Annotated in this window: 10 protein-coding genes; 1 reads left to right on the top strand and 9 read right to left on the bottom strand. The window is 59.6% G+C overall.

Annotation, left to right across the window (positions count from 1 at the left end; translation table 11 throughout):
• Positions 1-93: 93 nt before the first annotated feature.
• The 9 genes from ACP7B1_RS15255 to ACP7B1_RS15215 all read right to left on the bottom strand — a co-directional run bounded on the left by ACP7B1_RS15255 (position 94) and on the right by ACP7B1_RS15215 (position 12,462).
• A complete protein-coding gene (locus tag ACP7B1_RS15255) occupies positions 94-1,224 on the bottom strand; it encodes a glycosyltransferase family protein (protein WP_346307940.1) in 1,131 nt (376 codons plus the stop codon).
• On the bottom strand, positions 1,221-2,468 hold the full coding sequence (locus ACP7B1_RS15250; RefSeq protein WP_346307941.1) for a glycosyltransferase family 4 protein: 1,248 nt from the start codon (positions 2,466-2,468) through the stop codon (positions 1,221-1,223). Before ACP7B1_RS15250 ends, ACP7B1_RS15255 begins: the two co-directional genes overlap by 4 nt.
• 10 nt (positions 2,469-2,478) lie before the next feature.
• Entirely contained in the window at positions 2,479-3,693 is a 1,215-nt protein-coding gene (locus tag ACP7B1_RS15245) for a glycosyltransferase family protein (protein ID WP_288193851.1), read from the bottom strand.
• 102 nt (positions 3,694-3,795) lie between these two features.
• A complete protein-coding gene (locus tag ACP7B1_RS15240; RefSeq protein ID WP_223615493.1) occupies positions 3,796-4,971 on the bottom strand; it encodes an ABC transporter permease in 1,176 nt (391 codons plus the stop codon).
• On the bottom strand, positions 4,968-5,966 hold the full coding sequence (locus tag ACP7B1_RS15235) for an ABC transporter permease (protein WP_346307943.1): 999 nt from the start codon (positions 5,964-5,966) through the stop codon (positions 4,968-4,970). Before ACP7B1_RS15235 ends, ACP7B1_RS15240 begins: the two co-directional genes overlap by 4 nt.
• 1 nt (position 5,967) lies before the next feature.
• Positions 5,968-7,875 carry an ABC transporter substrate-binding protein gene (locus ACP7B1_RS15230; protein WP_403184520.1) on the bottom strand — a complete coding sequence of 636 codons (1,908 nt, stop codon included), beginning with the start codon at positions 7,873-7,875 and terminating at the stop codon, positions 5,968-5,970.
• Complete coding sequence (locus ACP7B1_RS15225) at positions 7,869-9,758, bottom strand: ABC transporter ATP-binding protein (protein WP_223615490.1); 1,890 nt, start codon at positions 9,756-9,758, stop codon at positions 7,869-7,871. Before ACP7B1_RS15225 ends, ACP7B1_RS15230 begins: the two co-directional genes overlap by 7 nt.
• A gap of 407 nt (positions 9,759-10,165) precedes the next feature.
• On the bottom strand, positions 10,166-11,128 hold the full coding sequence (locus ACP7B1_RS15220) for a polysaccharide lyase (protein WP_346307944.1): 963 nt from the start codon (positions 11,126-11,128) through the stop codon (positions 10,166-10,168).
• Positions 11,125-12,462 carry an adenylate/guanylate cyclase domain-containing protein gene (locus ACP7B1_RS15215; RefSeq protein ID WP_346307945.1) on the bottom strand — a complete coding sequence of 446 codons (1,338 nt, stop codon included), beginning with the start codon at positions 12,460-12,462 and terminating at the stop codon, positions 11,125-11,127. Before ACP7B1_RS15215 ends, ACP7B1_RS15220 begins: the two co-directional genes overlap by 4 nt.
• Positions 12,463-12,956: 494 nt before the next feature.
• Here ACP7B1_RS15215 and ACP7B1_RS15210 point away from each other — a divergent pair, with 494 nt between their 5' ends.
• Positions 12,957-14,300 carry a nucleotide sugar dehydrogenase gene (locus tag ACP7B1_RS15210; protein WP_346307946.1) on the top strand — a complete coding sequence of 448 codons (1,344 nt, stop codon included), beginning with the start codon at positions 12,957-12,959 and terminating at the stop codon, positions 14,298-14,300.
• Positions 14,301-14,302: the final 2 nt, after the last annotated feature.

Genomic DNA, 14,302 nt, shown 5'->3' with positions numbered 1-14,302 from the left:
TCGCAGGCGGGATAACAAGTGGTAATGAACCAGAAATTCTCCGCTCGGATTTCGGATGTATCAAACGCTACTGTTGCCGGGAGCCTGACTGCGCTACAGCATGTCCCGCAGCAGCTTTGCAGTGTGTGCCGCTCCGTTCAGATCGAGACGATGGCTGCCCGGTTTGGGCTGTGCGAGCGATGCCTCGATGGTCTCGCCGAGCAGGCGCCCGGTCAACCCGTTTTCAGGCAGAGCCACGGCCAGCCCAAGCGCCGCGAGGCGGTTTGCCCGCACTGTCTGTTCGGTTTCGCCGCCCGCGGTGAACGGGACAAGGATTGAACGGCATTGCGCGCGCAGCACGTCGCAGACTGTATTGTACCCGGCTTGCGATATGGAAAGCGCTGCGCCGCGCAGCAGGGAAGGGAAGTCCTTGCGGAAACGCACCACGCTGACATTGTCGGGCACGGCGTGTGAAAGTGCCGCGAAATCGGCTTCCGGCAGATTGGGCCCGGTTATCAGGCACCAGCGGCCGCGATGGTTCGAGGTCCTCGCCGCTTCGAGGGCCGCGCGGATCAGATCAAGGCCGACGGCGCCGCCGCCGGCGGAAACGACGATGTCGAAGCTTTCCACTGGGAGCGCGGCAACGGGCGCAGCCACGAGGCCGGTATAGATGATCTTGCCGGCAATCTCGGCGGCCAGCGGAAATGTCTCGGGCAGGGTGACGAAATCCGGGTCGCCATGGACGAGCACATGATCGAAATGCGCCTTGATCAGCGCAACGGTTTCCTCATCCCGTCCGGGTTTGGACCGTTCCTGCAATATGTCCCGCACGGAGGTCAGGAGTTTGGGCCGGGGAGAGGTGGTTGCTATGGTGTCGAGCAGCGGCAGCAGTTCGAAGCGCATTTGCCTGCGGCCAAAGGGAAAGGCCTCGATGATGACAATATCAGGCCGGACGGTATGAAATGTCTCGAGCAGCAGATCCCGGCGGCGATGGAGAAAGTCCTCGTCAACCGGGTTGCCGTGCTCGTCGGCCAAGCCGGAAAAACCGGCATTGCTGGCGACAACGGCGGGCAGGGCCACGGATTTGACGTCGGAGCCCGGAAATCCCGGAACAGGCAATCCGCCGGTGACGACCGTCACATCGAATGCATCGCGGGCCAGCGCTGCGGCAATGCGGCTGACGCGCGCAAGGTGGCCGATGCCGAGAAGATGCTGAACATAGAAGAGCACACGGGGAGCGGTCATTCCGTCCTTTGCCATTCGGTTTCAAACAGGTTGGTCAATTGCCGGATGCTGGAATTATGGTCGAAGTGCTCGCGCACGCGCGCTTCGGCCGCCAGGCCGAGACGATGGCGCAGGTCCGGCGCGCGGATGGCTTCCTCCAGCGCCCGGGCAAGGGATGCCGGATCTTCCGGCGGCACGACAAAACCGTTTTCCCCGTCAGTCAGCAGTTCCGGAACGCCGGAAATATTGGTGGAGATGCAGACAAGATTCTGGCTTGAGGCTTCCACGAGAACATTGGGCAGGCCGTCGCGATCACCATCCGCCGCAATCCGGCAGGCCAGAGCGAAAATATCGGCGCGGCGATAATGCTCCAGCACCTCTTCCTGTGCGAGCGCGCCTTTCCAGGTGATGCGATCGGCAATGCCAAGTTTCTGCGCCAGCGGTTTGAGCCTGGCCAGCTGGTCGCCGCCCCCGATATGCACGAACGTCCAGTTGAGATCGCGGGGCAAAGCGGCCAGCGCGCGCATGAGGACGTCATAGCCCTTCTTTTCCACCGCGCGTCCGACGCTCAGGATCTGCACCGGGTCTGCCGGGCTCGAACCGTTGCGGCCCGATCGCGCGCCGGTGAAATGGCCGAACCGCGCCAGATCGAGACCGTGATAGCTCAGGTGCACCTGTTCCCGGCGATCGGTCAGCCCACGCATGTGTTCATAGCCGCTGCGGGTGCAGGTGACGCTCCAGCGGGCCTCCGCCAGCTTTTCCGTCAGTTCCCAGTCCGGCGAAGTCCAGATGTCCTTGGCGTGGGCTGAGCAGGTCCACGGCACGCCGGTCATGATGCTGGCATAGGCGGTCACCGAAGCGGGCGTGTGGATGAAGTGCGCATGCAGCCATTCGCCCGCATCGGGCCATTCATGGGCAAGCACAAGCGCCTGGCCCAGGCGGCGGAACCGGTTGCGGGTGACATCGCGGCGCAGATCGGTCCAGAAGCGCCGCAGCAGCGGTTTGAAGCCCGGCTTCGACCAGCCGGCAAACAGTGCCCGCAGCACCCGCAGAGGCTCCTCGTGCAGATATTCAGGCAGATAGACGACCCGCGCCCTGATCTCGTCATGGATGGGATGGCGCTTCTTGTCCGTCGGCTTGCGCATCGAAATGAGCGTCAGGTCGAAACCGGCGCGCTCCAGCCCGAGCAATTCCTGGGCGATAAAGGTTTCCGACAGGCGCGGATAACCCTTCAGCACCACCAGTGTTTTACGGCGTATGGGCAAAATCGGCTCTTTACTCGGCAACGGCCAAAGGTTGTTCTTGCTGACGCTCGTCCAGCCAATCGCCAACAATCGTCGAGATATGGACAAGTCCTTCCAAGCGCATGCCTTCGCCCTTGCCGCTTTTCGACGGCGGTGCCCGGTCGGGCAGACGCTTGAGCGCTTCGGCGAGCAGCTGAGGGTTTTCGGCTTCTTCCGGCAGAAGCATGTCGACAAGGCCGAGTTCCGAGGCGCGCTGGGCCCGGATCAGCTGTTCCTCGCGCGGTTGGATGCGCGGGACAATCAGTGCCGGCTTGTCGAACGACAGAATCTCGCAATAGGTGTTGTAGCCGCCCATGGCCACGACCGCCTTCGCACCGGCAATCAGCTCTTCCATGCGGTTGTCGAACTCGATGACCTCGATATAGGGGATCTTGCCGCCTTTTTTCACCAGCTTGGCCCGTTGCTTGGCGGGCATGTAGGGCCCAAGCACGATAAAGGCCTTGTGCGTCAGTGTCGGGTCCTGCTGGTAGGCATGGATGACATTGTGGACGAGGTCGGCGCCATCGCCGCCGCCGCCGGTCGTCACCAGGATGTAATCGCCCTCCGGCACATGCACCGAGGCCTTGTCGTGGGACAGGCTGCGCTGCAGGAAGCCGACAAACTCCATCTTGTTGCGCACACCGGCCGGCACGTCGAGATCAACCAGCGGATCGTAGAAATCCGGCGGGCCATAGACCCACACATTGTCGTAATACTGGTCGATCTTCTGCATTACATTGGCTTTTTTCCATTCGGCCTCGAGCAGATGCGGTGCGTCCATGACTTCACGCAGGCCCAGCACGAGTGTCGTGCCGCGCGACTTGAGATAGGCCAGGGTTTCCTCGACCTCGCCTTTCAAGCCCATGGGTTCCTTGTCGACGATGAAAATATCCGGCTGAAACGTTTCAGCGGTGTGCCGGATGATCGACTGGCGCATTTTCAACGTTTCATGCAGATCGATGTGCCGGGCAAGCGACGTGTATTCGCCGTTGCGCAGCTTGATCACGCTTGGAACCTTCACGAAGTCAACGCGGGCGCGATAATCGAATGCCCCGGCGATGGTCGCGCCGGAAATGATGAGTATATTGAGCCCGCGATAGTCCTCGACAAGCGAGTGGGCGATGGTCCTGCAGCGCCTGAGATGGCCGAGGCCAAACGTATCATGGCTGTACATGAGGATCCGAGCATCTTCAAAACGCCGCATCATGGTCAAAACCTCTTTGAGACGAATAGCTTTGGCAGGTTGAGCTGCACAGCACATTCGGGACGGCTGGGAGAATGCAAATCCATTGGTATGTCAACTTTCCACTTATCTGTAGGGGTCTGCGGCGTCGCGCAACCCATCTCCCAGAAAATTGAATGCCAAAATAACAAGAATGACCGGAATCATTGGGAAAAGTAGCCAGGGATAAAAAGCGATGACACTGACGCTGCGGGCTTCGGTCAGGAGAATACCCCAGCTCGTGATGGGCGGACGAAGGCCGAGACCGAGAAAACTCAGTGCCGTCTCGCCCAGAATCATGCCCGGGATGGATATGGTTGCCGTTGCAATCAGGTGTGACATGAATCCCGGAACGAGGTGACGCCCGATGATACGTCCGCTTTTTGCTCCCATCAACTGGGCCGCCAGAACATAATCCTCTTCGCGCAACGCCAGAATTTTGGAGCGCACCGCACGGGCAAGGCCCGTCCAGTCCAGCAGACCAAGAATGAGCGTGATACCGAAGTAGATGATGATCGGACTCCATGTCACCGGCATGATGGCGGCAAGCGCCATCCATAGAGGGAGACTAGGCAATGATTGCAATACCTCGATGACGCGCTGAACGAGCAGGTCGAACCAGCCGCCATGGTATCCCGCGAGTCCGCCGATGATGATGCCGAGGACGAAGCTGATGGTGATGCCGATAAGACCGATGGTCAGGGAAATGCGCGCGCCGTAGATAATCCGGGAAAGCACATCGCGGCCCAGCCGATCGGTTCCCAGAAGGAACAGCTGTCCGCCCTTGGCCGGGCAGACCAGATGGACATTGGTCGCAATCTGGCCCCAGAAGCGGTAATCGTCACCGCGGCAGAAGAAGCGCAGCGGTTGCACATCGCTCTTGTTGTCCGTGTATACGCGTTTCAGCGATTCCATGTTCAGGGTCATTTCACGGCCATAGACGTATGGTCCGATCAGCTTTCCGTCGTGGAACAGGCGGACCCGCTGCGGCGGGGCATGGATGAAATCAACATTGCGTGTGTGCAGGTTATAGGGCGCCAGAAACTCGGCAATGATGATCATGCCGTAGAGTGCGATCAGGAAAATGCCGGACGCCAGTGCAAGGCGGTGGCGTCTGAATTTCCACCACATCAGCCGCAATTGCGATGCGAGATGAACCTTGGCCTGAGCCTCGGTCATTGTCTCGATCGACATCGGATCGAATGGTGCGCTTGAGACGTAGTGCTGCAGGGGCGCGCCGGGGAGCGGGAGTTGTGCTGTCACTTCGTGCTCCTGCCCTGCAACCGGATGCGTGGATCAAGAAAGGCCAGGGCAATGTCGGATATCAGAACGCCGATCACCGTGAGAAACGCCAGGAACATGAGGAACGAACCGGCAAGATACATGTCCTGGCTCTGCAATGCCTTGATCAGCATGGGCCCGGTCGTTTCGAGCGACAGGACAATGGCGGTAATTTCCGCACCGGAAATGATATGCGGCAGGATCGAGCCGATATCGGCCACGAAGAAATTCAGCGCCATGCGCAAGGGATATTTGACCAGGGTGCGGAAGGGATGCAGCCCCTTGGCCCGCGCCGTCATCACATATTGCTTCTGCAGCTCGTCGAGCAGATTGGCGCGCAGGCGTCTAATCATGCCGGCCGTCCCAGCCGTTCCAACGATAATGACAGGAATCCACAGGTGAGCGAGGATTGATCGCGCCTTTTCCCAGCTCATGGGCTCACTGAGATATTTCTGATCCATGAGATGGCCGATCGATGTGCCAAACCAGATATTGGCGAAATACATCAGGATCAGAGCCAGCATGAAGTTGGGAATGGCGATGCCGAGCAAGCCGAAAAGCGTCAGCCCGTAATCGCTCCAGCTGTACTGATGCGTCGCCGAATACATGCCGATGGGGAAGGCAAGCAGCCAGGTTACCAGGATTGTGACGAAGGAGACGAGGACGGTCAGCCACAACCGGTCGCCCACCACGGAGGTGACGGGCAACTGATATTCGAAGGAATAGCCGAAATCCCCCTGCAGCATGCCGCCAAGCCAGTGGAAATAGCGCAGAACCGGCGGCTGGTCGAAGCCATATTGGTGGCGAAGCTGTTCCAGATCCTGCAGGTTGACGGTTTCGCCCTGCGCCTGCATTTCGGCGATCTGGCTTTCAAAGAAGTTGCCGGGCGGCAAATCGATGATGACGAAAACCAGCGCCGAAATAATCAGCAGCGTGGGCACCATCGCGGCAATGCGCCATAGGATGTATCGCAGCACTCTACTTCCCCCCGCTCATCCAGAAAGTATCGGGCATGTAGATTCCGAGGTAACAGGTCGGGTCAAACCCGTATAGTCCGTTCTCAGGAACATTCTGCAAATGGGACGAACGCATGATGGGCTGCAACGTGCTGTTGACCAGGCCGATCGTAAACACCTGATCGGTGTAAATGGACAGCATCTTGTGCCATATTTCCGTGCGCTCGGCCGAATGTGCCGATTTACGCCATTGGTTTTGCAAGGCAACGAGTTCGAGTGCTGCCGGCAGGTCGGGCGCCTGGCCGCTTTGACCGAGCGACAGATAATGCAAGCCCCAAAGCGGCCATTGCCATTGATCGTCGGTTGTCGGGGCCAGCTGTCCGGGGTTCATGTCGGGTGTTGCCACACCATTCTCGATGCCAAACCAGATGGACATCATGATCCGGCCCGCCTTGGCGCGGCTGCGGAAAATATCGCGCTGGGAGGTTCGTGTGAACAGCGCCAGGCCAACCTTGCGCCAATGGTCGATGATCAGTTCGAGCACATCGGAATCCAGCGTGCTTTCGCCTGGGGTTTCGATGGTGATTTCCGCAGGGCGGCCATCGGGGAGCAGGCGGATGCCGTCGTCGTTGCGTTTGTCCATGCCCACTTCATCCAGCAGCGCATTGGCCTTGTCCGGATCGTATGCAATCCACGCCTTGGCATAATCGGGTCGGTAGAGTGGGCTTTCCGGCAGCACAGTGTTGGCGCTTGGCGTGCCCAAGCCGTAAAACACTGCCATATTGATTTCATGTCTGTCGATGGCCAGCGAAAGCGCACGCCGGAAGCGCACATCGCGCAAAAGCAATCGCCAGCCATCGTCCGCGCAATTGAGGTTGGGCAGGATGGCAACGCGCGAGCCCCGGGTCAGTTTCCACAGGTCGACCTTCACCGGATAGCGCTTTTCGGCGTCCTTGAGGAAGGTGTAGTCGGCAAAATCGACACCGGTTGCCTGCAACTCGCTTTCACCGGCACCGGCCTTGGCCGGGATGATCTGTGATGAGCTGATGTTCAGGATGAAACGGTCGATGTAGGGCAGCTGCCGCCCATTCTCGTCGACGCGATGGAAGAAGGGATTGCGCTCGAACACGAACTGCTCGGCGGGCGGGGATGTCGTGTTCCGCCAGGGGTCGAGCACCGGCAGTTCGGGGTTTTCCGGGCGGTACTGGCGCGCCATCTTGATGTGGAGGTCGGCCCACTTCTTGACCCGGTTTTCCTTCATCAGAGCAGCCAGGCGGAACTTGTCCTGATAATCCTTGTGGAACTGTTTGAGGTAAACAGAGGGGCCAACCACGACCAGGGCTTGCGGGGCCGCCAGGCTGGGCAGGAAATCAGGGTTCGGTGACTCCCAGGAATAGCGCACGGTCAGCGGATCGAGGACCTCGAACTTAGGCAACTTTCCGTCGATGCGCAGTTCCAGCGCGCCGCCGGCGGGCGTCAGGTCCGAATTCAGAAGAACATCGTTCCACCAGTAACTGAAATCATCGGTTGTCAGCGGCGAACCGTCGGACCATTTGTGCCCCTCGCGCAGTCTGAAGGTGAAAACGGTGTCGTTTTCCGATTCGAACGATTCGAGCACATCGGGCCGCAGAACGAGATGTTCGTCATATCCCACCAGACGGGCATAGCCGTAGATGGTCATGAACCGGATATCTTTCTGGCTGCCGATGATGGTGCGCAGCGTTCCGCCGTACTGTCCGGGGACGCGGCCCATTTCCTTCAGGTTGATAATCCGCGGCCGTTTGGGAATGCGCTGGGCAAGCGGCGGCAGGCTGGTGGCACGCAGCCGGTCCTCGAGAAACTCCGGTTCGCGTTCGTGATCGGCCGCTTTGACCGAGACCGGAACCACGGTGGCGGCAAGGGCGCCCAGGACTGTCCGCCGCGTCACCACGAGCGTAGTTCCCGTGTATCGACATTGCGCCGCGCGAGCACCACGTGACCATTGCCGAGATCGGCGGGCGAGAGCGGATCATCGCTGTCGCCGCTGGAGAATTTTGGTCCCCAGGCGCGTTCATCCGAGGCACCGCTGGCCTTGAGCGTCTTGAAATCCAGCGGCCGGTCGAGGTCCGGAAACGGGACGGCGGCCAGAAGCGCTTTCGTGTAGGGATGGACGGGATCGCGCAGGATAATTTCGCGGGGCGCAATCTCGACAATGCGCCCGGCGCACATCACGGCGATACGATCGGCCATGTAATCAACCACCGCAAGATTGTGGGAAATGAACAGGTAGGTCAGGCCCAGCTCCTTCTGCAGGTCCTTCAGGAGGTTGAGGATCTGCGCCTGAACCGAAACGTCGAGCGCCGAAACCGGCTCATCGCAGATCAGCAATTGCGGTCCGAGCGCCAGTGCCCGTGCAATGCCGATGCGCTGGCGCTGGCCGCCGGAGAAGCTGTGCGGGTAACGGTTGAGATACCGCTGGTCAAGACCGATCGCCTGCATCAGCGCGCGCACCGTTTCCAGACGATAGGCCCGATCCCCGCGCCCGTGAATTTCCAGGGGCTCGCTGAGGATGTTCTGTACGGTCATGCGCGGCGACAGCGATGAAACCGGATCCTGGAACACCATCTGGATTTTGGTGCGCAATTCCAGAAGCTTGGCGCCCTGCGCAGCAAGCACGTCGATTTTGCCCCGGCCGTCATCGAAGGTCACCGAGCCGCCATCCGGGGTCACCGCCCGCATCAGGATTTTGCTGACGGTGGTCTTGCCGCTGCCGCTCTCGCCGACGAGGCCAAGACATTCACCACGCCGGATATCGAAGCTGACACCGTCGACGGCGCGTATGCGGGTCTTGTCCTGCTTGCCGAAAAGACCGGATTTGCGGATGCCGTAGCTCTTGGTGAGGTTTCGCACGGATACAAGCACGTCAGGAGCCGTTTCCTCGTGCTTTCTCTTTCCCCACAACGCGCCGGAATTGACCGGTACTTCGCGCAATGCCTTCAGGCGTTCCCCGGGTTTCATGTCGAAATGCGGTATGGCAGCCATCAGCCCCTTCAGGTAACGATGCTGCGGGTTGCGGAAAATGGCATCGACCGGCCCGGCTTCCATGATTTCGCCATGGTAGATCACCACCACCTCGTCGGCCATGTTGGCCACGACACCGAGGTCATGGGTGATCAGCAGCATGGCCATATTGAGCTTGTGCTGGAGATTGCGCAGCAGTTCCAGGATCTGCGCCTGGATGGTGACGTCAAGCGCCGTTGTCGGTTCGTCCGCAATGAGCAGGGCAGGGCGGCAGATCAGCGCCATGGCAATCATCGCCCGCTGCCGCATGCCGCCCGACAATTCAAACGGGTACATGTCATAGGTGCGTTTGGGATTGGAGAACCCGACCAGCCCCAGCATTTCCTCGGTCTGCGAACGGCGTTCGGATTTGGTCGCCTTGGTGTGGATGGCCAGGACTTCGCTGATCTGGTTGCCGACGGTGTGTAGCGGCGAGAGCGACGTCATGGGTTCCTGAAATATCTTGGCCATGCGGCTGCCGCGCAGGGCTCTTATTTCGGGTCCGTCCCGCTCCAATTGCAGAATATCGGTGGTTTTGCCGTCGATCGGGTCCGTAAACAGGATTTTGCCGGTTACAGCGGCCGTATTGGGCAGAATGCCCATGACGGACTGGCTGATGACGGATTTTCCCGATCCGGATTCGCCCACCAATGCCGTTACTTTTCCCGGAAGGATACGCAGATTCGCACCCTTGACGACATGCATACGCCCGCCCAGCATCGAAAACGAAATGCCGAGATTCTCGATACGCAACAGATCAGACCCCGACGTCATGCCAGTTTTTCATTCCCCCAGAGCGTTTTTATTATCGCCATTACGATCAAGACTATCGCACGATATACAGTGAGTCTAGCTAGGTCGTGCACTCATAAATCTGATCGAAATGGCGCCTGAAACGGCAAGAAGATGCGAGGAGAGACGTGAAGGGCGGGGTCTTCCCCCCGGCCGAGCGGCTCGACACTGCAGCTTGCAGCCGTTTCGGCGTCCGAAGGATATGGTCCATTTGCCCGGCTACGTCGTCGCAAAGCCTTAAAAATGAACCACATTTCCCTCGTCTTTGCTCCTCGTATCCGAACAAATGGCCACATACCATTTCAATCAGATTTATGAGTGTACGACCTAGGTCACACGCCGATGACATCACTCTGGCTTTTAACGGTTATTTTTAAATGGGAAAGCTTCTAAAGCACCGGGCAGAACTGCGCTTCCATGACATCTTCACAGCGCGGCGAACGGCGGAAATCGTCGTAATAGAGTGTCCATTCCTTGTCGTCGGCTGCGCGGTACGGGCCAAATTTGAAATATTGATTCTTGCCCAGTCCCTTGTCGGCATGGCCGATATGGCCCTTGACCGTCACGATCCATTTGTTGTTGGCAAAAATCTCGACATGGCCCGAGCCGTCAGGTCCGGGCTTCGTGTAGATCGCAAAGTCGATCCAGCCCGAATCCGGCGTCGGCAGCTTGTTGCCGCGATCCGTCACCGTCATGGCGCTGGTGCAGGTGGAGAATTGTTTGCCGTTCTCGGCTGACCAGTTCGAATCGGTCGCCACGAGGGCGCGCATCTGGTTGGTTTCAGGGCGCAGCCACACCGGTGTCTGTCCGCCGGCGCACGCCGGATCCGCCGCGACCCCATTCTTTTTGGCCGGCGCGATGTAATTGGTCTCGATGGTGGCGAACAGCTTTCCCTGGTTGAGCCGCAGCGCCAGAAAGGGGCTGAAATCGCCGACCGCCTTCGGCCCGATCTCGCGTTTCCACTGGGCAATCAGATAGCGGTGATCGTCGCTGGGAATGGGATCGGCAAATTTGACGGAAAACCCGTACCAGACCCCCTGGTTGTAGGGCACGCGCTTGTCGGTCTTTTCCCAGATTTCCGCCCGTTCACTGCAATTGTGCTTCGTGCCCGGACACAGCGGCTTGACGCTCAGCTTGAGGGCGCCGCCGCCGTTGCGCGTGACCTCGGATTGAAATTCAACCGTTCCGGCGCTCTGCTCGAAATTCTTGCGGTAGTAAAGGCCGCCGGCCGGCGAAAAGTCCTGACCATCAAAACGGTCGATGAGCACGTCGCTCCTTGGCTCTGCGCCGGCTTGGGATGAGAGAGTCAAACTTGCAGCCAGAGCAGCCATCAGAACGGTCTTTCGTTTCATTGCATGAACTTCTCCAGAAGGGGCCTCTGATCCTGTGTTTTCGCATCGCGGTGCAGCAGCATGACCTGTTCCGCTTCCGACAGGCCGTCATAGGCCACTTCATCAAAGGCATCTTCCGCTGCGACAGTAGCCGATTGTTTGGGCAGGAGAACAGTGACCTTTTGCCCGACGCCGCGCAATTTTTCTTCGCCGAGGGTTGTCCAGTCGCCGCCGCAATAGTTGGCGAACGCCTGGCTGGCGACGATTTCGCGCGAATACTTCTTGGTCAGGCCCTGCAGCCGCTGCACCTCATTGACGGCAGAACCGAAGGCGGAAAAGGTCAGGCGGTCCTTCAGGCCGACATTGCCGAACATGACATTGCCCACATGCAGCCCGATGCCGTAGCGGATGTCACTGAGACCATCCTTGCGCCGCTCGCGATTGAGCTCCGCCACGCGGGCCTGTGCCTTGAAGACAGCCGAAAGTGCGGCCTGACAGGCAACCTTTGAAGCGTCCTTGTGCCGGCCGCAGGGGTAGACCGCAAGAAAACCGTCCCCCATGAAACTAAGGATTTCGCCGCCGCCGCGGTTGAATGGCGCGGCGATCGCATCGAAGAAATGATTGAGCGTGTCGATATAGGCCTGACGGCCTTCCCGTTCGGCCAGCATGGTCGACTGGCGCATGTCGCCCATCACCAGGGCGGCGCGGATCGTTTCGCCGTCACCCCGGCGAATCTGGCCGTTGAGAACGCGCTTGCCCGCATTGCCGCCGAGATAGGTGGTCAGCATGTTGTCGGCGAGCTTGCCGAGAACCGCCATTTTGGCGGCCACGGCCAGATGGTTCTGCAGCTTCAGCAGTGCACCGATCATGCTTTCGCTGAAACCCGCGCTGCTGTCCGTTGACCAGGAGCCCATCATGCCCTGGGTCGACTCGCCGCTGAAGGGCTGCACGAAGGCCAGATAATCCGTCACGCCCTGCTTCTTCAGCTCGTCAAAGATGGGGAATTCATGCGGCCCGTCCGCATCGATGCGCCGGCGCACATGTTCAAGGTTGTTGCACAGCAGATAATAATAGGGGCTGAGCAGGAAACGTTCGGGTTTCTCGCCCGCATTGTGGCGATAGCCTTCCACCACGAGACCGCTGGAGCGCTGCCAGGTGAAGCCAAGCGCGTCGTAGAGCGGGTGCAGCATGGAGAAGGTCAGGTGGACGCGGGCAATCGGCAGCCCGGCCGCGGCAATGCGTTCGCAAAAACCGCGTATGATTGTCTCAAGATTCTCGCCGGCGAGAGAAGAACGTGTGAGCCAGTCTGCGACCTTGTCGAGAAGTATGGTGGAAACATCCGTTTGCGTGCTCATCACTCGTCCTTGTCCTTGCGAACCGCGTCCAGCTTCGATGCGCTGTTCCGTGATCGGCCGGGCACATGAAAAATCATACCCAAAACAAGCAGATACGGAGACAAGATGAGCGAACCGGACAATGGTGTCAACGCTGGCAGCGGGGTCGCCGGCAACAATTGCACTGCCCGGTTCTGTTCAAATGGATGGCTGGCTGGCGGTTCTCTATCGATCCTGATTGCGTGCTGGCACTGAAATGGGCATGTCACCGATCTGAAACAATAGAGGCGCCGGGGTTAATTCACCGGATCGGCGCGCACTCCTGACAACCTCCTGTCAGCAGCGCGCCAGACCGGGCTTGCCGTCGCATCAACTGTTTGTGACAGGCCGCACGCAACCGGCCTTGCTTGACAGCGGTGGCCGGAGCAGCCATCTAAACCGGACGAATTCCGGGCCGCCGCTGCGCCCTCAACCGCATCCGCTCACGCGGCGTGCTTCGCAAAGAAGAGATCGCCTTGGCCGTTTCCTCCTCCCCCTTCTCCGACCTTTCCGCCAAAATCGACGCGCGCACCGCCCAGGCTGGGGTGATCGGGCTGGGCTATGTCGGGCTGCCGCTCGCCATCACCCTTGCCCAGAGCGGGTTTTCGGTGACCGGCTTTGATATCGATCCGAAGAAGATTGTCGCCCTCGACGCCGGCCATTCCTATATCGAGGCGGTAACGGACGCGTCGCTCGGTGCGCAAACGGCGCAGAACCGGTTCCGGTCGACAAGCGATTTTGCCCGGCTCGCCCAGTGCGACGTGATCGTCATCTGCGTACCGACACCGTTGACGAAACATCGCGATCCCGACCTGTCCTTCGTCGAAGCAACCTGTCGCTCGATTGCCGCGGCGCTCCGGCCCGGCCAGCTTGTCGTGCTTGAATCGACGACCTATCCCGGAACAACCGATGATGTGGTCAAAACCATTCTGGAAAAAACCGGTCTCACATCCGGCAAAGACTTCTTCCTCGGCTTTTCCCCGGAGCGCGAAGATCCCGGCAATCGCGATTTCCAGACCTCGACCATACCGAAAATCGTTGCGGGCGATGGCGAGGAAGCCAGCCGGCTGATGCAGGCTTTCTACGGTGCGGCGGTCAAGACGGTTGTTCCCGTCTCGTCCAACGCCACGGCCGAGGCGGTCAAGCTGACCGAGAACATCTTCCGGGCGGTGAACATCGCGCTCGTCAACGAGTTGAAAACCGTATACGCCGCCATGGGCATCGATATCTGGGAGGTCATCGAGGCGGCCAAGACAAAGCCCTTCGGCTACATGCCGTTTTATCCCGGCCCCGGCCTCGGGGGCCACTGCATCCCGATCGATCCGTTCTATCTCACCTGGAAATCGCGCGAGTACGAGCTGCCGACCCGCTTCATCGAGCTGGCAGGCGAGATCAACTCCGCCATGCCGCGTTATGTGGTCGGCAAACTGGCCGAAGCACTGGATATCAGGGCGGGCAAGGCGCTCAGCCGCTCACGCGTGCTGGTTCTCGGGCTTGCCTACAAGAAGAATGTGCCTGATATCCGTGAAAGCCCGTCGCTCCGCCTCATTGAAATCATCGAAGAGCGTGGCGGCCATGCGGACTACCACGACCCGTTTGTCGGCGAGATACCCACGACCCGCGAATATATGGCGCTGAAAGGCCGTGCGTCCGTGCCTCTGGATGAGAAAACGGTGAAATCCTACGATGCCGTTCTGGTTTCGACCGACCATGACGACGTGGATTATGCGGCGCTGGCCGAATGGTCGCCGCTGATCGTCGATACGCGCAACATTTTCACCAGGCGCGGGCTTGCCGCCGGGCATATTGTGAAATCCTAGGA

Origin of the sequence: Phyllobacterium sp. SL163 (genome assembly GCF_049896885.1) — a bacterium.
GTDB classification, from domain to species: domain Bacteria; phylum Pseudomonadota; class Alphaproteobacteria; order Rhizobiales; family Rhizobiaceae; genus Phyllobacterium; species Phyllobacterium calauticae.
The sequence above is the reverse complement of the archived record's forward strand: the minus strand, read 5'-3'. Positions and strand labels throughout refer to the sequence as shown.